The 22,899-nt window shown below is 36.9% G+C and carries 24 protein-coding genes, 2 pseudogenes and 1 riboswitch; of the genes and pseudogenes, 3 read left to right on the forward strand and 23 right to left on the reverse strand.

The annotated features are described in order from the left end of the window. Nucleotides 1-3 precede the first annotated feature (3 nt). Nucleotides 4-489: a hypothetical protein gene (locus tag LEUFL_RS0106705; protein ID WP_010008363.1), complete on the reverse strand. Its 486-nt coding sequence runs from the start codon at nucleotides 487-489 to the stop codon at nucleotides 4-6. A gap of 119 nt (nucleotides 490-608) precedes the next feature. Between LEUFL_RS0106705 and LEUFL_RS0106710 the strand changes: the two genes are divergently transcribed. Then, complete coding sequence (locus LEUFL_RS0106710) at nucleotides 609-1,502, forward strand: YitT family protein (protein ID WP_010008365.1); 894 nt, start codon at nucleotides 609-611, stop codon at nucleotides 1,500-1,502. A 57-nt stretch (nucleotides 1,503-1,559) separates the two neighbouring features. Here LEUFL_RS0106710 and topA read toward each other — a convergent pair whose 3' ends face one another. The 12 genes and pseudogenes from topA to LEUFL_RS0106770 form a co-directional block, all read right to left on the reverse strand. Further along, nucleotides 1,560-3,533, reverse strand: a complete 1,974-nt coding sequence (topA, locus tag LEUFL_RS0106715; RefSeq protein ID WP_010008366.1) for a type I DNA topoisomerase — start codon at nucleotides 3,531-3,533, stop codon at nucleotides 1,560-1,562. Nucleotides 3,534-3,705: 172 nt separating this feature from the next. Next, entirely contained in the window at nucleotides 3,706-4,587 is an 882-nt protein-coding gene (gene dprA, locus LEUFL_RS0106720) for a DNA-processing protein DprA (RefSeq protein WP_010008367.1), read from the reverse strand. A gap of 41 nt (nucleotides 4,588-4,628) precedes the next feature. Beyond that, nucleotides 4,629-5,393 (reverse strand): ribonuclease HII, encoded by a 765-nt coding sequence (gene rnhB / locus LEUFL_RS0106725; protein WP_010008368.1) that lies wholly within the window; start codon nucleotides 5,391-5,393, stop codon nucleotides 4,629-4,631. Continuing rightward, on the reverse strand, nucleotides 5,390-6,241 hold the full coding sequence (gene ylqF, locus LEUFL_RS0106730) for a ribosome biogenesis GTPase YlqF (protein ID WP_010008369.1): 852 nt from the start codon (nucleotides 6,239-6,241) through the stop codon (nucleotides 5,390-5,392). The genes rnhB and ylqF overlap by 4 nt, the downstream gene beginning before the upstream one ends. A 33-nt stretch (nucleotides 6,242-6,274) precedes the next feature. Then, a complete protein-coding gene (locus LEUFL_RS0106735) occupies nucleotides 6,275-6,499 on the reverse strand; it encodes a YozE family protein (RefSeq protein WP_010008370.1) in 225 nt (74 codons plus the stop codon). After that, nucleotides 6,496-7,098: a YpmS family protein gene (locus LEUFL_RS0106740; RefSeq protein ID WP_010008371.1), complete on the reverse strand. Its 603-nt coding sequence runs from the start codon at nucleotides 7,096-7,098 to the stop codon at nucleotides 6,496-6,498. Before LEUFL_RS0106740 ends, LEUFL_RS0106735 begins: the two co-directional genes overlap by 4 nt. Beyond that, nucleotides 7,080-7,961 (reverse strand): SGNH/GDSL hydrolase family protein, encoded by an 882-nt coding sequence (locus tag LEUFL_RS0106745; protein ID WP_010008372.1) that lies wholly within the window; start codon nucleotides 7,959-7,961, stop codon nucleotides 7,080-7,082. The genes LEUFL_RS0106740 and LEUFL_RS0106745 overlap by 19 nt, the downstream gene beginning before the upstream one ends. A gap of 89 nt (nucleotides 7,962-8,050) precedes the next feature. Further along, the gene (gene fakB, locus LEUFL_RS0106750; RefSeq protein ID WP_010008373.1) at nucleotides 8,051-8,902 is read right to left on the reverse strand and encodes a DegV family protein; all 852 of its coding nucleotides are present in this window, start codon (nucleotides 8,900-8,902) and stop codon (nucleotides 8,051-8,053) included. Between the two features lie 15 nt (nucleotides 8,903-8,917). Beyond that, nucleotides 8,918-9,415: a dihydrofolate reductase gene (locus LEUFL_RS0106755; RefSeq protein ID WP_010008374.1), complete on the reverse strand. Its 498-nt coding sequence runs from the start codon at nucleotides 9,413-9,415 to the stop codon at nucleotides 8,918-8,920. Next, a pseudogene (locus tag LEUFL_RS11905) lies at nucleotides 9,402-10,609 on the reverse strand (CCA tRNA nucleotidyltransferase). The gene LEUFL_RS0106755 and the pseudogene LEUFL_RS11905 overlap by 14 nt, the downstream one beginning before the upstream one ends. A gap of 18 nt (nucleotides 10,610-10,627) precedes the next feature. Then, nucleotides 10,628-11,416, reverse strand: coding sequence for a 4-hydroxy-tetrahydrodipicolinate reductase (gene dapB / locus LEUFL_RS0106765; protein ID WP_010008378.1), 789 nt, complete (start codon nucleotides 11,414-11,416; stop codon nucleotides 10,628-10,630). Between the two features lie 78 nt (nucleotides 11,417-11,494). Beyond that, nucleotides 11,495-12,784, reverse strand: a complete 1,290-nt coding sequence (locus tag LEUFL_RS0106770) for a tetratricopeptide repeat protein (RefSeq protein ID WP_436798219.1) — start codon at nucleotides 12,782-12,784, stop codon at nucleotides 11,495-11,497. Nucleotides 12,785-13,285: 501 nt separating this feature from the next. Between LEUFL_RS0106770 and LEUFL_RS0106775 the strand changes: the two genes are divergently transcribed. Beyond that, a complete protein-coding gene (locus tag LEUFL_RS0106775; protein ID WP_010008383.1) occupies nucleotides 13,286-13,642 on the forward strand; it encodes a hypothetical protein in 357 nt (118 codons plus the stop codon). A 1,043-nt stretch (nucleotides 13,643-14,685) separates the two neighbouring features. Here LEUFL_RS0106775 and LEUFL_RS13560 read toward each other — a convergent pair. The 4 genes from LEUFL_RS13560 to LEUFL_RS0106800 all read right to left on the reverse strand — a co-directional run bounded on the left by LEUFL_RS13560 (nucleotide 14,686) and on the right by LEUFL_RS0106800 (nucleotide 16,918). Continuing rightward, a complete protein-coding gene (locus LEUFL_RS13560) occupies nucleotides 14,686-14,862 on the reverse strand; it encodes a terminase small subunit (RefSeq protein ID WP_367114866.1) in 177 nt (58 codons plus the stop codon). Between the two features lie 351 nt (nucleotides 14,863-15,213). After that, on the reverse strand, nucleotides 15,214-15,885 hold the full coding sequence (locus LEUFL_RS0106790) for a hypothetical protein (RefSeq protein WP_141557422.1): 672 nt from the start codon (nucleotides 15,883-15,885) through the stop codon (nucleotides 15,214-15,216). A gap of 407 nt (nucleotides 15,886-16,292) precedes the next feature. Beyond that, nucleotides 16,293-16,685 carry a type II toxin-antitoxin system HicB family antitoxin gene (locus tag LEUFL_RS0106795; protein ID WP_010008390.1) on the reverse strand — a complete coding sequence of 131 codons (393 nt, stop codon included), beginning with the start codon at nucleotides 16,683-16,685 and terminating at the stop codon, nucleotides 16,293-16,295. 38 nt (nucleotides 16,686-16,723) lie between these two features. Beyond that, complete coding sequence (locus LEUFL_RS0106800) at nucleotides 16,724-16,918, reverse strand: type II toxin-antitoxin system HicA family toxin (RefSeq protein ID WP_029508700.1); 195 nt, start codon at nucleotides 16,916-16,918, stop codon at nucleotides 16,724-16,726. A 225-nt stretch (nucleotides 16,919-17,143) separates the two neighbouring features. Between LEUFL_RS0106800 and LEUFL_RS0106805 the strand changes: the two genes are divergently transcribed. After that, on the forward strand, nucleotides 17,144-17,422 hold the full coding sequence (locus LEUFL_RS0106805) for a site-specific integrase (RefSeq protein ID WP_010008392.1): 279 nt from the start codon (nucleotides 17,144-17,146) through the stop codon (nucleotides 17,420-17,422). A 174-nt stretch (nucleotides 17,423-17,596) separates the two neighbouring features. Here LEUFL_RS0106805 and hbs read toward each other — a convergent pair. From hbs to LEUFL_RS0106840, 6 genes and pseudogenes are all read right to left on the reverse strand, one after another. Beyond that, nucleotides 17,597-17,871, reverse strand: a pseudogene (hbs, locus tag LEUFL_RS12685) (non-specific DNA-binding protein Hbs). Between the two features lie 166 nt (nucleotides 17,872-18,037). Next, a complete protein-coding gene (gene der / locus LEUFL_RS0106820; protein ID WP_010008396.1) occupies nucleotides 18,038-19,348 on the reverse strand; it encodes a ribosome biogenesis GTPase Der in 1,311 nt (436 codons plus the stop codon). Nucleotides 19,349-19,417: 69 nt separating this feature from the next. After that, on the reverse strand, nucleotides 19,418-20,605 hold the full coding sequence (rpsA, locus tag LEUFL_RS0106825; protein ID WP_010008398.1) for a 30S ribosomal protein S1: 1,188 nt from the start codon (nucleotides 20,603-20,605) through the stop codon (nucleotides 19,418-19,420). 99 nt (nucleotides 20,606-20,704) lie between these two features. Beyond that, on the reverse strand, nucleotides 20,705-21,376 hold the full coding sequence (gene cmk / locus LEUFL_RS0106830; RefSeq protein WP_010008400.1) for a (d)CMP kinase: 672 nt from the start codon (nucleotides 21,374-21,376) through the stop codon (nucleotides 20,705-20,707). Between the two features lie 18 nt (nucleotides 21,377-21,394). Further along, a complete protein-coding gene (locus tag LEUFL_RS12690) occupies nucleotides 21,395-21,826 on the reverse strand; it encodes a LysM peptidoglycan-binding domain-containing protein (RefSeq protein WP_010008401.1) in 432 nt (143 codons plus the stop codon). 249 nt (nucleotides 21,827-22,075) lie between these two features. Further along, on the reverse strand, nucleotides 22,076-22,663 hold the full coding sequence (locus tag LEUFL_RS0106840) for an ECF transporter S component (RefSeq protein ID WP_010008405.1): 588 nt from the start codon (nucleotides 22,661-22,663) through the stop codon (nucleotides 22,076-22,078). Nucleotides 22,664-22,724: 61 nt separating this feature from the next. Beyond that, a riboswitch (FMN riboswitch) is annotated at nucleotides 22,725-22,867 on the reverse strand. Between the last annotated feature and the right edge of the window lie 32 nt (nucleotides 22,868-22,899).

Below are 22,899 nucleotides of genomic sequence, written 5' to 3' on the forward strand. Positions count from 1 at the left end.
GGTTTATTTTGCAACAAAACTAATGCTACTGCCATTATCATTAACTGACACAACTTTAGCATTACTGTCATTGGATTCAATGCGCCAAGAGTAATAACGACCATTAGCTTTAGCCCATTCAATCGCTTCTGAAATAGACTTTCCCACTAGGGCTTGTGAATCACCCGTTGTTTTAGAAGAGCTTGAACTACTTTGGCTAGAGGAAGAACTACTGCTACTTTGAGAAGACTCAGAACTGCTACTTGATGACTCTGTATCCTGATCAGAAGTAGATCCGTTACCAGATGAATCGATTGTTTCATTTATAACTTTTGAATTTGAATTTTTTGCAGCAATCGGCGTTGACGGACTCGAAGAATGGGTAAACATATAATAAGAGAACCCAGCAAGCCCAATAATTAGCATGGCAACGAGTGCAAAGAACGTATTGCGTACGGGGTGAGACTTTTTTCGTCTACGAGAACGTTGTAATTGGTTATCTTTTGTCATAATACCATCCTTTATCACTATATTATACCAAAATACAAAAAGCAAAAACGACTCTAATAAAACGTACGAGTATTACAATTAATTTGGTACAATATGACTATTATTTTTGAGGTGAAAATATGAAAGCAAAACAAGATATAGAAGATTTACGTGTTATTGATTTTATTATGATTATTGTCGGAACAGCACTATATGCTTGGGGTCTAGTTAATATTAATATTCCAAATCAACTTGCCGAAGGTGGCATATCTGGTGTCACTTTAATATTATATGCACTTTTTAAGTTTAACCCTGCTTACACGACAATTATTCTCAATATTCCAATTTTATTACTGGGCTTTAAATTACTTGGCAAACGCTCCCTCATCTATACATTGTTAGGTATTTTATCTCTGTCGAGCTGGCTTTGGTTTTGGCAAAAAGTACCAATGCCACCTATGCTCAATAACGATATGCTAATTGCCGGATTGCTTGCAGGTATTGCAGCGGGTGTTGGCTTAGGTATTGTTTTTCGTTTTGGTGGTACATCTGGTGGTACCGATGTGATTGCGCGTATTGTAGAACAACGATTGGGTATTCCAATTGGTAAAACAATGTTCTTTTTGGATGCCATCGTTTTAATTGCTTCACTCATTTATATTGATATCTTACATATGATGTATACGCTGATTGCCTCATTTGTCTTTGCACAATTTCTTAATATTATGGAACAAGGTGCTTATCCTGCACGAACGTGTATTATTTTCACAAATTATCCAGAAGAAATCGCGCACGCAATTATGGAACAATTAGAACGTGGTACAAGTCTATTAAAGTCCGAAGGCGGTTACACGCATCGTGAGCAACGTGTTGTCTACGCTGTTATTGCACCATCAGAGGTCCAAACCATGCGACGTATCATTGAAGAAGTTGATCCAAAAGCATTTGTTTCTATTATTAATACACAAGAGCAACATGGTGAAGGCTTTAGTTATCTTCGACCTCGAAAGAAATACTTTTCTTTTTCAAAATAATATTGTAGTTATTAAAAAGTTTCCTGTCCTCATACATATGAACAGGAAACTTTTTATTTACTTTTCTTGTGTATCAGATGTATCAGCTGGCGTTTCATCTTTAGGTGTTGTGCCATCTGGTAAAGTTTTTTCTGTTGGCTTATCCCAAGTCACAAAATCGCAATCTGGATATCGGGAACAACCGTAAAATGTTCGGCCACGCTTTGTTTTACGCTGGATAATTTGTCCCTTATGACATTTAGGACATACCAGCCCGATTTCTTGAACAATCGCTTTAGTATTACGGCAATCTGGAAAACGGGAACAGGCATGGAACTTGCCATAACGTCCCATTTTAACAACCATTGGCGCACCACAAATTTCACAATCCATACCCGCCAATTCATCATGCATAATAATTTTTTCAAGAGATGATTCAGCCTTTTTGACTTCCTTATCAAACGGTTGAAAGAATGAATCAATCACGGGCACCCATTGTTTTCGTCCCTCTTCTACTTCGTCCAACTCATGTTCAACATCAGCAGTAAACTTCATATTCGTTACATCAGGGAAATTATCTTCAACAATGGTTTGAACAATTTCACCTAGTTCAGTTGGTACAAATTTACGGGCATCAATACGTACATAATTACGACGCTGTATCGTGTCTAAAGTTGGCGCATAGGTTGATGGACGACCAACGCCATTTTCTTCTAGTGCTTTAATTAAAGTCGCTTCAGAATAACGAGCAGGTGGCTGCGTGAAGTGTTGCTCCGGATTAATATTAGCCAGATTGGTTTTATCACCAACTGCTAGTTCTGGTAATTGGTTGTGCTTTTCTTTAGCCGCTGGGTAAGCTTTAGTAAATCCAGCAAACTTTGTCTTTGAACCATTGGCACGGAAAATAATGCCATTTTGCTCAATTGTGACAGCCATTGTATCCAAGACTTCAGGCGTCATTTGACTCGCTACAAATCGTGACCATATCAAAGAATAGAGTTTGAACTGATCTGGCGTTAGTTTATCTTTAATCGATTGTGGTGTATGCGCAACACTAGTAGGACGAATGGCTTCATGAGCATCTTGTGCGCCTTCTTGCAATTTACCCTGTACCGGTTTTGTTGCAGCGTATTCTGCGCCCCATTCTTCATGAATATAATGTGCTGCTTCATTCTTAGCAATACTTGAAATTCGTGTCGAATCGGTACGCATATAAGTAATTAGCCCAACTTGGCCAATGCCTTTACCTAAGTTAATGCCCTCATACAACTGCTGTGCTGCCATCATCGTTTTACGCGTTTTAAAGTTTAACTGCGTATTAGCCGTTTGTTGCATTGTAGATGTGGTAAATGGTGGTTGTGGCTTTCGACGACGTTCCTTGGCAACGACATTCGTCACATCAAAATCAGCATTTCGGTCTAACTTTTGCAGTACCTGTTGCACGGCTTCATTATCAGGAAGGGGTTGCTTTTTATCATCAAATCCATAAAAACTAGCTTTAAACTTACTACGCTGTTTTTTAAATTCAGAATCTAACGTCCAATACTCTTCCGGTTGGAAAGCTTGAATTTCGCGTTCACGTGCAATGATTAACCCTAGTGCAACAGACTGTACACGTCCTGCAGACAATCCACGCTTAACCGTCTTCCATAGGATAGGTGATATTGAATAACCCACTAGCCGATCCAAAATGCGTCGCGCTTGTTGCGCATCCACTAGATTTTGATTGATATTTCGTGGTGTTTTAAAGGCGTTTTTGACCGTATCTTTAGTAATTTCATTAAATACAACACGATTGGACTGTTCTGGATCTAAGCCTAGAATATGTTGTAAATGCCAAGCAATGGCTTCACCCTCACGATCCGGATCGGAAGCTAAATATACTGACTTAGCAGCTTTAGCTTCCTTACGCAATCCCTTAATCACCTCTCCTTTACCACGAATATTAATATATTTTGGTTCGTAGTCATTTTCCACATCAACACCTAATGTTGACTTTGGTAAATCTCTTACGTGACCTAGACTTGCAATAACTTTATAATTTCGCCCCAAATATTTTTCAATTGTCTTGGCCTTTGACGGGCTTTCAACAATAACAAGATTTTTTTAACTTTACTCGTTTTTCTTTTTTAGTAGCTTTCTTTTTAGTTTCTACCAATTCAGTATGCCTCAAATTTTATTTCTACATTTTTAATATAGATTACAAGATATCATATATAGCATATCAAATGCTATCAAAAATTTGTATACTTTCTAAGATATCCTTTGATTTTACCACTGGCTTAGCACCTAAAGCTAATAATTCATTCGTTCCTTGACTGTTTTCCGCAAAAATTGGGCCCGGAATAGTCAATACTTCGCGGTTGTTTTGCAATGCACTGTTAGCTGTAATTAGGCTGCCAGATTTTATTTTGGCTTCCACAACCAATGTCACACTAGAAAGTCCAGCAATAATACGATTCCGTGCAGGAAAATGGCTACGATACGGGCCACATCCTGGTGCATATTCACTAAGTACCAAGCCACTGCGCGCAATTTGCGACTGTAATTGTCGATTACTTGCAGGATAGAATTGATCAATTCCTGTGCCAATCACAGCAATCGGCACACCACCGCGACGTAAAGTAATTTGATGTGCCATGGTATCAATGCCCTTGGCTAAGCCAGATATTACAGCAGTTCCTGAATGTACAACATCTGGTAATAAATGCTGCAATGCCTGATAGCCATAGTTAGTAGCCGTTCGCGTTCCTACAATCGCTAAATTCGGTAATTTAAGCGCTGCCAAGTGTCCTTGATAGAAAAGAATTAGGGGTGGCTCAAAAATTTCGCGTAATTGTATAGGATAGGCTTCATCAAAATAAGTGATGTAATCAACATCTATGGGGAATATATTTTGGTTTAACTGCTGTTGATAGGCGTAGGTTATATTTTGTGCCTGTTTACTATTAGGATTGATTTGTAAAATCTGACATAATGCATACACGGACCAAGGATAACGTTTAGGTGCTTGGTCATGAGTTATTGCAGCAATAATTTTTGCTTCCGCTGCTGAACCGATCCCTTTTGTTAAATGGAGCATTAATAAAAAATGATTGCGTTGCATGATTTTCCCTCTCAGATATCATACGAACCACAATCACAAAACTATATCATATTCTTAATTGGCGCAAATGTCTTACGATGAAGCGGTGTAATACCGTATTCTTCAATTGCTACTAGGTGTTCTTTAGTGCCGTACCCTGCATTGTGTTGAAAGCCGTAAGCAGGATACCTTTTACCATATTCTGCCATGAGACGATCACGCGTTACCTTGGCAATAATACTTGCTGCCCCAATCGAATTACTACGCGCATCACCTTTAATCAAAGATTCTTGGGGTAAATCAAGGTCAAGTTGCATCGCATCAATGAGCAGACCATCAACCGGAATACTTAACTGTTGAACAGCTTGAGTCATTGCCAGCCGAGCAGCCTGATAAATATTAATAGCATCAATTGTCTCAGCATCAACTTGCCCAATACCAATCGCCAATGCCTCAGCCATAATCACATCATATAAACGATCACGTTTGTCCGCGCTTAACTGTTTCGAATCAATCACGTCAACTTGGTTAAAATCATGTGGTAGAATAACTGCCGCACTAACGACTGGACCGGCTAATGGGCCACGACCCACTTCATCAATCCCAGCGACATTCACGAGTCCTTTAGCCCAATACTGTTTCTCAATATCAAAACGCTTTTGAAATGCCACTTGCTTCAGTGCATATTGTTTTTGGCGTTTATGCCAGCTTGAAACAGCTGTTTGCACACCTTTTCTTGTATCCTGCGACCACTCTGCTAAACGTTGATCTGTTGGATCATTGATGAATTTAAGCTGTTGTTTAATTTCACTAATTGATTCGCTCATGACTGCGCCTCAATTAAATCTAAAGTAAAAGTACCCAGCTTACCCTTTCTTAAGTCATTTAGAATACGTTCACTCGCTCTATCGTAATCATCTTTAAATCCAAGCTTTTGTGTAATCAGCAGTAATACATCAACATCGCTCTGGTCAAAAGCATTATCTGGCAAATGATATCGTGCAATAATGCGTTCAGGATAGTAATCCCGATAAAATTTAAGCAGAAACAATGCCGCATCATCTTTAGCAAAAATAGTACTTTTGACAGCACCTGTTAATGATAATCTTAAGCCAATAGCTTGATCTTCAAATTTTGGCCACAAAACGCCAGGCGAATCCAATAATTCAAGCTTGGTTGAGGTTTTTAGCCAAGCTATCTTTTTTGTAACACCCGGTCGATCAGCAGTTGGTGCCACATTCTTTTTAATGAGATGATTAAGTAACGTCGACTTACCAACGTTAGGGATACCAGCAATGAGTGCTCGAATAGGCTGATCAACGATGCCTTTTTCTAGCTGTGCTGTTTTCTTAGCTTTTAACGCCTCTCTTGCAGCTTTCGTGACAAGTTGAGGTGTTTTAGGGTCACGCGTATCCAACACCAGTACTGTGTAGCCTTGCATCTCAAAATGTTTTTTCCAAAGTCGTGTCTGTTCAGGATCAGCTAAATCTGCCTTGGTCATGATTAATAATCTTGGCTTTTTACCAATTAACTTATCCACTTCAGGATTACGTGAACTTTCTGGAATACGCGCATCTACTAACTCAAAAACAATATCAACTAATTTTAGATTTTCTCGCATTAAGCGAAAGGCTTTGGCCATATGTCCAGGGAACCATTGTATTATTTGTGCCATAAAGATCTCCTTATTACCTTAACGCCAATGTGTTTATCGATTCGCCTGGAATTCTTGCCACGCTTCATCGAATATTGTCATACTAACTAAGTATGTTGCAGTTTCTTCTAAATACTTTGATAATTCATCAAAGTCGGTACTCTGCTTTGGAAAATCACTATCTAAAAATGCATGATTTGCAAATTCTTGAATTTCATTGGCTGACACAACATTTCTTTGTGTCATCAACCACTGATAGAATGAACGTTGATGATTCATTTAGCTACCCCTCCCTCAAATACAAATTGATCATGTTGAATATCAATGACTTTCGCTCTAAATGCCATATCTTGGACAACGGGTAATTTTGACATATTGATAAAAATTTGCTGCTTGTTTGGTTGAATTGTCACGTATTTCGGCGCATCATAACTTGCTTTAACATAACTCAAAACCGTTTTAGTGGGTAGTGGCAAGCGACCGATGGCTAATTTCTTAGTTTTCAAAATAATATTTCCGTTTTTGGTGACTTCAGGATCAAAGGTCATCCCCATATCTAATTTTTGCCCGAGCATATTTAGTGAACCATAAAGCATAATATGGTCATCGATACGAAAATGATACCCTTCCGGTGCTGATTCATTGAGATAGTGCGCAGCTAAAGCATTAATTTGTTGTTTGTTTAAGGTAACATCAAAAGTTGCCTGACTGCTCTGTAATTTAGAAGCAGTATCGGTAAGCTTGGTAGGTTTATTAGCCATAATCATAGCAAAACTAAAACTGACTACAAGCACTACAACCAATGCCCAAAAAGCCCAAAACCATTTAGATTTTTGCTTTTGAGTTATTGCGGTTCGCTTTAACGCTGATTGATCCATACTATTTCCTTTTGTTTTATTCTTTGCAACAATTGACGCGTCATATAATCATATCCACGACTATTAGGATGATAATGATCATCATCACTAATATAATCATTATGTACATCAGAGTGTGTATCACTTAATAATGTTTGCATGGAAATTGCTGATGTATTGGTCAATTCTTTTCGCAATTTTGATGTTGTATATTGTCCATATGTTAAATCAAAGATATCAACATAATATGCTTTTTTAACTTGTCGCGTGGATTGCTGATTAATATTATTATACAACTTAACATCTTGATTTAAATCTGCCCGATTCGCAAAATAAACATAAACTGGATTATAATTACCAAAAATAAAGATTGGTGCATCGGCATTAAATGATCGCACAGTAGTGAACAATTGTTGAAGATGGCGAGTATATGTTTTTGTCGATGAATTTACCGAAGCAGTTAATGCTTGTGGCGTCTTGACGGTTGCATTTTTCAATAATACTTGTTGTAAATCGTTACCACCGACAGTCAACACAATTATATTTGACTGACTAATTTTACGTTGAATATTCTTTTGTGCTAGCACTCGTGATCTAATTTGATCTGAACGATCTCCTGCTTTACCAAAATTAGTTGTCTTAACCGGTAAATGGTAATGAGATTTCAACTCCCTGGTAATTCTACCAGAATAACCTTGCTCATGTTGTTGATCACCGACACCTTCAGTCAGTGAATCACCAATTGTAAGCAAGTTTATTTTTGTTATTTTATGTGGTGGTTCAGCTGGCTTAACATACTGCCATAAATAAAAGGTTCCAGTACCTACAATGCTAATCGCAATGAGGCTATAAATAATATACTTTAGATAATGTTTTAAACGCATCCTATACTTACGCTCCTGTTACTATAGTCAGCAAAGCATTATTATACAATAAAAAACGACCAGAGGTGGTCGTTTTAAGATAACTGAATTCAACGTGCACGATAAATAATGGCTAACGCACCAGCACCTGTATGTGTTGAAACAATAGGCGTTGTTACTTGCGTTACAATCGGTGTCTCAGGAAAAAGTGTTTGCAAGCGTGCCGCCATCTTTTCAGCTACTTCTGGTATGCCGGCATGAGAGATACCAATACTCATAACTTCTGAATATGCTTTCATACCATCAATAACGCTGTCATGAAACTTGGCAATGGCTTTCATCCCTCTACCCTTTGCCAGTACTTCGACTGCACCTTCTTTGTCAACACCAGCGCCAACCTTAATATTCAGTAAATTACCAATCATACCTTGTGTTTTACTCAGGCGACCACCGGCTACCATATTATTCAATGACGTAAAGCTCAAGAAAATATGTGTTTGATTCCTGACTTCCAGTAACTTATCCAAAATTTCAGTCATGGTTGCACCTTTTGCTACCATTTTAGCAGCTTCGATGACCATAAAAGCCTGTCCGCGGTCTGTTGATAATGTATCAAAGGTAGTAACTTTAGCGTTAGTCAGAGCGGCAGCTTGTTCGGCAGCATGAATGGTACCCGATAGACGTGATGATAAATGTAAACTCAAAATTTCATCATCCGGATACTGCTGTGCTATCTCATCATACACCGCCGTGAACTTACCAATTGCTGGTTGGGATGTTTGCGGCAAGCTTTGGCTAGTTGCCATTTTTTCCAAAAACTCGTTGGGTTGAATTGTTATACCATCTTCATAAACAGTACCATCTATTTGAACTGACAAAGGTACAATATAAATACCATATGTTTTTACTTCTTCCGCCGTTAACGCCACAGAAGAATCAGTCACAATTTTAATGTTTGACATAGATACCCTCTAATTTCACTTCTTTAAATAATGTTCTACAATAAATGCATAATCATTATTGTCATTTTTTTCATAATTTTTTTGAGATTGTAGCGTGAAGTCATCACGATTAATATCATCGACAAACGTATCACCGTTAATCGTTGCCTGAACACGCGTGATGACTAATTCATCAGCAAAAGGCATAAATAGCTTAAAGATTTCAGCGCCACCAATAATGGCCATATCTTGATCACATTGTTTAAACAATTGAATGACCTCATCAACACTATGTACCACCTTAACCGATTCATGTCCTGATTGCCATGTTTCCTGACGTGTCAAAACAACATTCGTGCGTTTAGGTAGTGGTCTGCCAATACTGTCCCATGTTGCACGTCCCATAACAGTCAGTGTATTAAGTGTTTCTGCTTTAAACAATTTAAGATCATCAGCTATATGCCAAGGAATTGTGCCATCTTTACCAATAGCATGTTGTTGATCTTCAGCCCAAACCATTTTAATTTTGTTCATCACGCCATCTCCTTGCATAGTTCATTAATACTTGTCGATCATTGATTAGTTCACCAGTCACAACTTGTTCTGTTATTCTTCTTAACATTTGACCTAATTGTGGACCAGCCGGCACAATGTGATGTGCCATTAAGTCCTGACCATTAATCGTTAATTCATTGGCATGCTTAATAGGTAAATCGGATAATATTTTTTAACCTCGCCTATTACAGCAGAACGAATCGGTAGCAAGGCTAAGACCTCTAACAATGTGTCTTGATAGTCAGCAACCTGGAATAGATCCCACGCCTTAATTATACCCGCTTGAATATGATATACAACAGGGACAATAGCTGTGGTTGTACGCATAATTGTACGGCTCAACTTCCATTCACGTAATAACGTGTTAACCTCATGACTATTCTCACCAGATTTCACTGCCAAATAGCTCCATATGCCCGCTATTGTGACAGGTTGGTTTTCAAGTAAATCATGACGTATATCCTGCCATATTGACAAGCGCCAATGGCGCATATTGCTAGGTAGATAGTTGAATAACTGATGCGTTATCCCAAGCTCTATAGCATGTGCTGCGTTTTTTCCCATCATGAGTTTTTCAAACTCAACCTGAATGCGTTCGACAGCAATCTTTTCCAAATTAGGCACCAACGTTGCCAAGGCATGACACGTTTGTTCTTCGATGGTAAAACCTAATTGTGCACTGAAACGTAATGCACGCATCATACGCAAGGCATCTTCACCAAAACGTTCTGTAGGATCACCAACTGCACGAATAATTCCGGCGTTAAGGTCATTTAGCCCATCAAAAAGATCAATCACTTCACCTTCTCTAGTCATTGCAAGCGCATTAATCGTAAAATCCCGGCGCTTTAAATCCTCTGATAAGCTTCTAACAAAGCGTACATGATCAGGTCGCCTAAAATCGGTATACCCTGATTCTGTTCTAAAAGTGGTGATTTCATAACCCTCACCATGATCTAATATCATGACTGTGCCATGCTGAATACCTGTATCTACGGTATGCGTAAAAATACGTTTTACTTCTTCTGGAAAGGCACTTGTTGCGATATCAACATCATGAATCGGCTGTCCTAACAACGTATCTCGAACAGATCCACCAACAAAATAAGCTTCAAAGTGCGCCTCATTCAGCTTTTTTAAAATCGGACTTGCAATCAAAAATTCCGATGGTATTTTTTAATTTTCATAGATTTAGTCGAGTACATTTTCTAAGCCAACCATTAACCCGTTTAATCGATCACGGTGGCGTATTGCTACAGCAACACCTGTCATAAATGATGAACGATCAAATGAATCTTGACGAATAGTCAGCGCTTCTCCCTTTCCACCGAACAAAACTTGTTCATGGGCAACATAGCCCGGTAGTCGCACAGAGTGAACATGAATGTCTTCAACTTTACCACCTCTAGCACCTTCAATACTTTCAGTGGCATTTGTGTTTATTGTGGGTAATGATTGTCGTGCTTCTGCTATTAACTTGGCAGTATTAATTGCGGTACCAGATGGTGCATCTAATTTACCTGGATGATGCATCTCAATCACTTCGACGTCTGGAAAATACTTTGCTGCTTGTTTCGCAAACTGCATTAGCAATACAGCAGATAGACCAAAGTTTGGTGCAATGAGACCGGCCATATGGTTTTGCTGTGCCACATGTTGTAGTGACTCTAACTGCGCATCATCTAATCCCGTAGTACCGACAATGGGGATGATATTTTGAGATAATGCGTAATGGACGTTATCAAATACCGCACTTGGCACACTAAAATCCAGCCATACATCACTCGTGACATCTATTGATGATAAAGAATGATAGATGGGCACATCTAGGTTATCTGTATAATCCAATGCTCCAGTTCGATCGAATGTTGTATGTGGATCATAAACACCAATCAAGTCAAAATCATCGTTATCTGCTATAAGGCGCATCACATTTGTGCCCATATTACCTCTGAAACCAGCTAGTATTATCGTTGCCATCTTACATCAATACCTCAATTCATTATCGTTAATTCTATTCTACCAAAAACTTATTCGTTCAAGGCAAATATACTCATCTTACATACTATCATTTTCATAATCAGCCAAACGCAACTGCATCTCGATATCATCTGGTACAAGTTTTAAGTACTGCTGTAATGATTGAATTTCAATATCGCGTTGGCCATTCTCTCGATACCATGCCATAGCATCCAATAAAAAGTCAGTATTATTTTGCAAAAGTGGCCATGCTAAATCATAATTTTCACTTGCTTTTTCATATTCATCTGTCATTTCGTATGCTTTAGCGAGCACCCAATAAAAACTATTATCAATCACATCATTTTCTTGCTGATCTAAAATAAGTGTGATGACTTCAGCTGCACGGTCTTGAAGCAAAAGTACCTGTGCTAATGATGTGATGGCCATTGTATCCGCTTCATCTAGTGCAATAGCTTTGACAAGATAGGTTTCAGCAGATTCTAACTCATTTAACTTCTGCGCTGTTATACCAGCTAAACGATAAAGCTGTGAATTGGTTTCATCTTGAGAAAGGCCTTCTTGATAGATTCGATAAGCTTCATCGATTTTATTTAGTTTTTCATAAGCTTTTCCAAGTAACGGATACACAGATGTATATTTGGGATCTACGTCAATAATGTCATTAAATAAATCAATTGCATCTTGCCATTGCGTATTTTGATAATAAACAACCGCTAATTGAAACTGTGTTGTCAGTGTAATATTTTCAGGTTTAATTTGTTCCAGGTATCCAATGGCATTATCATAATTACCGATTTGTGCGTACGCGACACCGAGTCTTGCTACAATATCAATCTTGCTAACTTCTAATGTCCCTTGCATAATCAAACGACGATAAATAGGAATGGCTTGATGATAACTCTGAATATCAAAATAGAATTCCGCTAATGCTAACTGAATAATATCGTGATCCGGCATTAACTGCTGTGCTCGACGTAGACTACTTTCAGCAGCTTCATTTAGGCCCTCTGATTGGTACAAATCAGCTTTAACCAATAGGGATGACACATAGGCGTCAGATTCAGGATTAACTTGTGATAGTAACTCTAAAGCATGATCAATTTCTCCGTCATCAATTGCAATATCAGCTAACGCTGTACGGATACTATCTTCTTGTGGATATCGCGTTAACAAAAGCTCGTAGGCTTCTTTAGCGTAATGTGTAAATCCCATGCCATATAATTCTTCAGCTAAATTATAGATGAGTTCGTCACTATCATTCTGCAATGATTTTTTAAAATAGTTCTGAGCGCTAACTAAATCACCGCTTTCAATTGCATTTAACATACTATTCGCATCATTGATTGCTGTCATATATTCCTCCAGATATCTATTTTCCAAATAAAAAGAACCAGAAATATTCTGGCCCCTTTATTTAGAAAAACATCTCATAATAGCGTATTCACTACTATTTTTAACGAGATTCTTTATTTAACGGCATATTCTTGAAGCCATCAAAACATTTCTATACAAGCGTTTTTGATGATTAAAGCATCTATAAAATCTTATAATTATTAATGCTTTTTTCAAAAAATTCTCCGGTATTCCTGTTGAGATTACTTAGATATTAATGCTGTTTTTAGACCTTTACCAGTTTCCCAAATTATGCTATGAAATGCAAATAAATTATGAAAATTAAAATGACTGAATTTTGGACAATGCCATATCTCTCAAAGGTGCATGTAGTTATTTGAATTGTGTCACTCTGATAGCAGTCATGATATATAATTCATAATCTAGCTTTCAATTCCACACTATTATAGAATGAAGGCACCAGTTGATTGAATTGTTCAAATACCTTTTGAATTAATATATGGAGGATGTTACATGATGGAAGACAATATTACTAATTATACTTTTGATGACAGCCTTGAAATTCAAGGACTTTTTGGAAACACTCCCAACATTCAGCAACTAGATGATGATAAAATATCTGGCACACTATTAATTAAAAATGGCGTCGGAGAATTAAATATTTTAGGTAAAATTGAAAAAGTGGATTATACTCTTCCTACTTCAGGAGTGATTATAAATAACGAAAATCTTTTAAGATACTCAAACGAAGGATATATATATGGTTTTCTAGAAAATGGTAATATTATTCGTTTAGATAAATTTTATATGAAAGACTATAAAACTTCGTTTCCTGGATTAGAGAGAGCCTCCTATGATGTTGAAAAATAAGATCGATAATTGGAAAAACTGATAACTTTGATTTCCCATCTAACTATGCCTATATATCAATAAATTCTCTGGTCTATTGGGGGTTTACTAATCAATTTTTCCCACCCCACAACCTAAGTACAGTTGGCCCGAATGTCCCAGTAGGAAGCTTTGATTACAAAAATTTATATTTTTCACTGGAAATATGCCCTAGTCGATTTCATAAAACAAATGCTCGTAATCAAAATGTTATTACAACATACAATAGTTTAACTTTCAAAATAATTTTTCCTACAACCTGTTCTGATGAGCAATTAGAAGCAATAAGTGAGGAGATAAACAAATTCATTATTATCTTAACTCACCATGCCTCTTACATTTCCAAAATACAAAAAGATTTAAAATCTGAAAAACTTAACATAAGCTCATCGGTAATCAGTCATCATGGAGATAAATCTGACATAGCGGATTACTCTTCCATTCGAGAGCCATTATCTTACCAGAATATTCAAAGCGGTTTTGACTTTCAAAAGTATTTAACTAATTATTTATCAAAGTCGTTTGAACTCAACGTTATGATTAATAGTTTCCTCATGAATATTAATGGAAATCTAGTTGTGGAAAATTCTCTTCTATCTTATAGTAACGCTATAGATATATATTATAGAAATGCTACATATACTACCAATAATAAACTAATAAAAAATTTCAAAGATAAACTTTCTCGTTTTATAGATGAGATACCTCCAAAAATTCGATCTCTATTTTTTCATCCACCGATAAAAAAGATTTTTTCGTAAAGGCCACTAAGACAACCCGAGATTTTTTGGTGCATGGCATACACTCAGAATCTAACTTTGTTTTAAATGATGTACGCTTAACTCTATTAGTAATTAATTTAGATTGGCTAGTTTATATAACTATACTAACTAAACTTGGTATAGATGAAGCTACTATTTTGAATGTATTGAAGAACTATCACATACCCGTTTCCGAAAATGATATTCTCTCTTAAAAAATAGAAACTAAAAGCACCCCGCAATTAAGCGAGGCGTTTTTAGTTTCTATTTAACTTCTTTTAATCCTGCAACTTGATAGGCTTTAGTCGCATTCCCAAGTTTCACGTACTCTTCACAAAAGCGTTTCTGTTTTGTTGTTAATTTGTCCAATCTGATCTTCTCTCTACATTTTTTTGATAGTAGATGTTTATTTTTGTCACAAAATAAAAAACGTTTATCCAAAATAATTTATGATAAACGCTTATTCTCTCGTGATTTATACCAAATGAAATATTTTTCCAACCTCTTAATGGTATGCAAAATAAAACGTGTTCACGCTTTTATAGCAATGATGATACCTTTAACGACAAGCACACATAGCACAGCTAAAGCCAAAAACACAACTAATCCAGACATAAATATCACACCACTCCAAATTGCATTAATCATTTTACTTACTTCTCACTTCCTTATTTCTGTGCAAAATAAAAAGCGCTTATGCGCTAATCTTTAAACACTTTATAATAAATTATTTATGAATATCACATCACTAAGTACAATCATTTAATTTAATATATTCGATTTACTACCTTCTTAAAGTTTATTCTTTATATTCATAACCAATTTGATAATATTTTCTGAAGTATTTTCAACTTCTTCATAAGCTTCATGATAGTTATCATAAAGCTTTTGTTCGGATGAAGATAAATATGCACGTTCGACATTCTTTTCATGACGCTCATAGTTAAGATCTTCCAATATTTTTTGATTTATAAATCTTTGTTGTTGGGAATAATAATATACTAGATGATTTTTTAATTTCTCTGTTTCCTCTTTAAGATTATCAATGTATCTGTCTAAATTAGAATCTCTATTTTCCAATTCCATGTAACGAATCTCTTTAAGCATTAAATCAGCATAAAACCAATTATTCATTTTAGCTATTTGTTGGTCGAACCCACTATAAATATCTGCATAATAATCATCTTGATCCAACTGATCAGGTAAATTTGTTTTAACAAATAATCCATTATCGTTGTTTATATTAAGCTCAATGTTATAAAGTGGTTCGATAAAATCTTTTAAATACTGAGACCAACTTTCCAAACGTTTTTCTTTCTTAAAACTACTGTCAGCTTGCCAAAGAGCTATCATAGTAGCACCTATCACACCAATAATACTACCACTTATATTAGACCAAAATCCCAACCAGTCTCCACCATAATTTGATGTTGGAAACCAGTTATAATATTGCTCTGTAATCAATATAACCATCACAATAAGCACAACTATAGTTACCAATAAATATTTTAAAAATTTCTCTGCATTTTCTCATCTCCAATAGCATGAAGTCTACTACTGGGAAACGTTAAACAACAAAATTATTATGCCAAATTAAGAAACTAACCGTGCAAACAATCCAATAAAAACCACAATAATATAGGAGCCCTCTCATTTATTTAGTTATATAGTTTCCATATTCATCACTCATAATCAGTTATCCTCTGAATAATGATACGCAAATAAAAAGAGCCACACATATTTTTGTATGACTCTTTTCGATATTACAATATTACCACCATTCTTTAGGTAAAAAGTACCAAAATAGTACCACCATATTGAGGGGTCGAGTTATCCACAAATAAGAAAAATATTCTACATTCTTAATTGCATTAGCTTAATTGCAACTTGTGCTTGATGCTATCAGATAATACTTGTGAAAAATTCAAACCAGCCTCTCGACCAGCTCTATCAACATATGCCGGAACTGTTAGGGTCTTCTTGACTAATTTATTATCTTCTTTTTCGCGCACAATAGACGTATTTACTTGGACGGCTAACAACGCTTCTCCTTTGTTAACTTGTATATCCAAGGCATCTGTTGCCTTTGGTAATTTTATATTTTCGTCTTCAGCAACCAACAAGTAACCTTCTAAAGCATCCTTCGCCATATCTGAAGCTTCAACAACATCCGCTCCAAATGTATTGACACTTGGTAGATCATGAAATTTAACACCGATAGCATCGTCGTCGTGATACAAAGTAGCATAATAAACGTATTTCATATTTATCACCCTTCAATCTTGAGTACAACAAAACCAGGCTATTTATAGCCTAAAGCTTTGATTATTTTCTGTGCCGTCCCTTTGGCTATAGGATTGTTACCATGATTTGGAATAGTTACCAACTCACGCGTTGTCTTATTAAGAAACTGATGATGACTGCCCTTAATTCGAACAACTTCAAATCCTTTAGTTTTAGCCATTTTGGATAGCTTTTTGAAATTGTACTCAACCATGATTGCTCCTTTCAATACAATAATTATAACACGTGTATTTATACGTGTCAAAGAAGCAATAGGATCCTTTTGCAAAAACATTCGTTAGGTTGCAACTATCAGTTAACTGTTCAATGTCTAGGAATTTCCAGAACATGTTTGAGTAATTAACCCCAGTAATCGTCCAAGAACGTGTTTCTTTGTTTAGGAACACACTCATCCCTAGATACTACTAAAAACATCACTATGACGATTAAAAGCGCTTTAAAAGACGCATACATTGATGGATACATTGATCGTGATATATTTGGTAGAGTTAAAGCTGTTAGTGCTAAACGAGAAATACATATTCAAAACTATTTGAATGCGACTGATTTCGAGAAGTTACAAAATTATCTTTACTCCGAAATAAATAAATTTGATAAATTTCATCTATTAATTTTATTAGCAATTGAAACTGGAGCACGATTAGGAGAATTACTAGCATTAAATCCGTCTGATTTTGACTTAAGAGCTGGTGGATGAGTATATTAAAATCATAACTAAAGTACATAGCATTTACAGTCATATGCTCAAAGAAAAAGAGCAAACTCAACGTGAGCTTGCTCTTAGTGTATTGGACAATATCAAGGAATAGATTACTCATTTCCCCAAAGTTCCCCAAAAACCTTATGAAACCTTGTTGTATAAGGCTATTGATTATTTAACAGCATCTTTCAATGCTTTACCTGGCTTAAATGCAGGAATCTTTGATGCAGGAATATCAATTTCTTCACCAGTTTGAGGGTTACGGCCCTTACGAGCAGCACGTGAACGAACTTCAAAGTTACCAAATCCAATTAATTGAACTTTGTCACCCTTCTTTAATGAAGCTTCGATTGATGAAAATACTGCGTCAACTGCTGCAGTAGCATCCTTTTTGTTAAACCAGTTGCTTGCGCTACTGAATCTACTAATTCTTGTTTATTAGCCATGTCTTTCTCCTTAGGAGTTTATTTATCGCCACGCGATGATGAAATGCGTCGAAACGTTATTTCATGTAATTAGATTATCACAAGAACAGCCAAATGTGTAGTAATTACAAGGGTTTTAGCGTTTTCGTAATATTTGTGTCATCTTAAAGTTAACTATTTGTAAAGTTTATGTTCGCGCTCTGATAATTAATTTAATAGGTGTTCCACTGAAATCGAAACTATCACGAATTTGATTTTCTAAGAAACGTTCATATGAAAAATGCATTAATTCAACATCATTGACAAAAATAACAAATGTTGGTGGCTGAATCGCAACTTGCGTTGCATAATATACCCTTAATCGGCGACCATTATCACTAGGCGTTGGGTTAACGGCAATTGCATCCATAATCACATCATTCAGTGTAGATGACGAGATACGCTTACGGTGGTTAGCATCAACGTCTTTAATCAGTTGTGGTAAACGGTCTAACCGTTGTCCTGTTTTGGCTGAAACAAACACAATTGGTGCATAATCCAAAAACTTAAATTCAGTACGAATGGTCTCTTCGAATTCTTGCATAGTTTTTGTATTTTTATCAATGGCATCCCACTTATTAACAACAATAATCATACTACGACCCGCTTCATGAGCGAAACCAGCCACGTGCTTATCTTGTTCTCTAATGCCAGCTTCGGCATCGATTACCATCAAAATAACATTACTTTCGTCTACTGCTTTCAAAGCACGTAATACTGAATATTTTTCAGTGTTTTCATAGACTTTACCACGCTTACGCATACCAGCCGTATCAACCATGACGAATTCATCACCATCAGCTGTCATAAATCGTGAATCAATGGCATCACGTGTTGTACCTTCAATGTCAGAAACAATAACACGTTCTTCACCTAAAATCGCATTAACGATAGAAGATTTACCAACATTTGGACGCCCGATAATGCTAAAACGAATCGCATCATCTTCTTGTTCGGCAGCTTCGTCGGGGAAATGCTTAACAATTTCATCTAGTAAATCACCCAATCCTAGACCGTGCGAACCTGAAATAGGGAAAGGATCACCCAGACCTAACGCGTAGAATTCATAAATATCAGCGCGCATTTCTGGATTATCAACTTTATTGATTGCCAAAACAACAGGTTTGTCTGTTTTATAAAGCAACTTAGCGACAACTTCATCGGCTTCTGTTAATCCTTCACGACCAGATGCTACCATTACGATGACATCAGCTTCTTCTAAGGCAATTTCAACTTGTCCACGAATTTCTGACAAAAATGGTTCATTACCAATTTCTATACCACCGGTATCAATAATTTTAAAATCATAGTTTAACCAGTCCGCGCTTGCATACAAGCGATCACGCGTTACACCAGGTAAATCTTCCACAATGGCGATACGTTCACCGGCCATACGATTAAAAATAGTTGATTTACCAACATTCGGGCGACCTACAATTGCAACAATGGGTGCTGCCATAGAGACACCTCCTTATATATTTAACTTAGTATTTACAATAAAAAAAGCTGGCAAGCCAGCTTTTTAATTTTACAATTTATCACCAAAGATGTCACCAAGTGTTGCACCTGATTCATCATCTTGTTGATTATATGCTGCGATATCCGCACGTGATGCACGTCCATCGTTGTCTTCTTCTTCGTGAGCTGGCTTCTCTTCCAATGCCTTCATTGAAAGTGAGATACGTTCTTCGGCTGGCTTAACATCCAAAACTTGTACCTTAACCTTATCACCTGACTTCAAAACATCAGCTGGATTTTCAACACGCTTGTGTGAGATTTGTGATACGTGGATAAGACCTTCAATACCTGGGAAAATTTCAACGAATGCGCCGAAATCCTTAACACGCTTTACAGTACCTTCAAGTACAGTACCAGCAGGTGCTTCTTCAGCAACTTTATCCCAAGGTCCAGGTTGAGTAGCCTTGATTGATAGAGAAATACGACCCTTCTCTTCATCCAATGCCAAAATCTTAACATTGACCTTTTCACCACGTGATAATACATCAGCTGGGTTCTTGACACGATCATATGAAATTTCAGAAACGTGAACCAAACCGTCTACACCACCAAGGTCAATAAATGCACCGAAGTCAGCCAAACGTGCTACTGTTCCTTCAACAACTTCACCTACTGAAAGCTTACCAAATACTTCAGCAATCTTTTCAGCATGTTCTTGTGCAATAACGGCCTTACGTGAAAGAATCAAACGACTCTTGGCTGGATCAATTTCAATAACCTGTGCCTTGATGTCTTTATTCTTGAATTGGTTCAAATCTGAAACAAAACGTTCTGCAACCATTGATGCTGGTACGAATCCACGCACACCTTCAACCGTGACAACTAAACCACCACGAACAGCATTAACAACCTTTGCATCCACTGTATCACCTTCGGCAAAGTTTAAGTTCTCCCATGCCTTACGTGCATCCAAGCGCTTCTTTGAAAGAAGGTATGCAACGCCTTCTTTATCGCTTGTTACGTTGTTAATAACAACAGCTTCAACTGTGTCACCAACTTTTAATTCGTCGGCCAGATTGATGTTACGATCGTCAGAGTACTCACGTGCTGGCACAACTCCTTCTTCACCGGTATGCAAACCAATAACAGCTTGGTTGTCATTATCAATGGCAACAACTTCGCCTGTAACAACATCTCCTACCTTTATTTGATCTGCACTTTCAAGAGCTGCTAATAGCTCGTTGTTTGTTTCACTCATGACGTCAATCGTCCTCCTGCAATTTACACTTATAGGTATACTATAACAAATTAAACTCTATTTGCATAGTAAAAAAGCCGCTTGCGCGACGATAATACTTTATTTCTTTTGTCTATCGTTAATTATAGCCGTAATCTCTGTCACGACTTCTTCAATGCTGTGTCCTGTTGTGTCTACTAATATTGCATCATCAGCTTGAATTAGAGGACTGATTGCACGGTGCGAGTCTTTATAGTCACGTAATGCAATGTCTGCTTTTAACGTTTCCAAATTGGCTGTCATTCCTTTAGCCATATTTTCTTTATAGCGGCGCTGCGCCCGTTCATCGACACTAGCAACTAAAAATATCTTGACTTGAGCAAGTGGTAAAACCGTCGTCCCAATATCACGGCCGTCCATAATAATATTAGCTTCCTGCGCTAATTGGCGTTGCCTTTCCACCAAATCAGTACGAACATCAGCATAAGCTGCAACCTGTGACACGTTGTTCGTAATTTCATTGGAGCGAATCTCTTCTGTCACATCATCATGATTTAAGAAAACGCGCTGTCCAGATACATCAGGTTCAAAATCAATATTAATTTTATCAAGTAATTCAATAACTTTTGATTCATCATTATAATCAATATGTGCACGTTTAACAGCCAATGTTACCGTCCGATACATAGCACCAGTATCTACATAGATATAACCTAAATTAGATGCCAAAATTTTTGCAATCGTTGATTTTCCAGCTGAAGCTGGCCCATCAATAGCAATTTGCCAATTCATAATAATATGGGTCTCCTCTTATTTAACGCGTAATGATTGCCCTGGAGCTAAATTAGTCACATCAACTCCGGGATTAAGACGTTGTAATTCAGAAACCGAAATACCTGCATTTGTGGCAACACGATATGCGCCCTGCCCCGATCCTACCGTTGCTGTTGATTGACTTGCTTCGCTACTAGTTGCTGAACTACTTGTCTGAGCCGTTGTGTCGCTTTGCGCACTAGATTCTGACTCTACAGTGGATGACGAAGTAGTGGTATCAGTGCTTTCTGACACGGTTGAAGATGAAGCCATAGTATCATCGCTTTGCGCACTTGATGTACTCGTCTCTTCACTAGTACTCTTTGATATGTCTGCTTTGCTACTGGTTGAAGATGAAGCCTTACTTGATGAGCTTGACGACTTAACACTGGCTGGCGTTGCATCTGATCTATGATTGTTCTTTATCATACCGTAAACGGGCACAAACGAAATTACCACTAAAAATAGTGCAACCAATAGGACATATATTTTTTATTATTCTGATCTGACCCTTGATCTTTTTTCTTGAAAAATGAGGTTCAACTTTTTGATGTTGACGCCGAGATGTTCGACTCAAGTCGTTAGGGTTATAATCGTTCATTTGAAACGACCTCCACATAAAATTACTTCACATAAAAGTTTACCATAAGGCGAACGATTAGTGTGTTAAAGTCTTGGTCATCTATTAATTATATGCTTAACTTTCATAGTACTCGATAAAATCGTCATCGAAACAATACCCCATATAATACCTTGTATCAGATTAAATGGCATAACAATGGCAATCAAATAGTGTCCCACACCAAATATCTGTTGAATATCAAAATGAGCAAACTGTGCATATAGCGGAATGACCACAAACCAATTAACAATAATCATACTTATCGCCAAACCACCTGTTGCAACCAAGACGCCAAGTATAGCACGAATATAATTTAACTTGACTGTTACCCGTGGCAAAATAAGATATAAAAGTGTGATAAATGTCAAAACACCTAACACATTAACAGGCAGTCCCAAATATGTATTGACGCCTTCGTTATTTAATAATAATTTTAAAATTGTTCGTAATAAAATAACCAATAATCCTGCTGAAAAATCAAACCAATATACAGCTAACAGAACAGGTATAATTGAAAAATCTAACTTCAAAAAATCTGCGCCTGGAATTAATGGAATTTGCGGAAATATCATAAGCAAAAAAGATATGGTACTCATGATGGCGATAAACGTAATCCGCTGTGTCCGTGTGCGTGAAATTGACATATTTTTATCCTCAAAAAACTGCCTATTTATCAGGGCACAACAAATAAGCAGTTACTTTCATTTTTAACTTCTTTATACCAGACTTTAACTGTCGGCCTTGGAATCTCACCAAATCGGTCACATCACTGTGAGTCGCGGAGCTTGTCATATTGGAAAACATGCATTACCGCCGGTTGGGAATCACACCCGACCCTGAAGTAAATATTCAATTTAATATGATACTACCACATGAACAG

Source organism: Leuconostoc fallax KCTC 3537 (genome assembly GCF_000165675.1).
In the GTDB taxonomy this organism is placed as follows: Bacteria; Bacillota; Bacilli; order Lactobacillales; family Lactobacillaceae; genus Leuconostoc_B; species Leuconostoc_B fallax.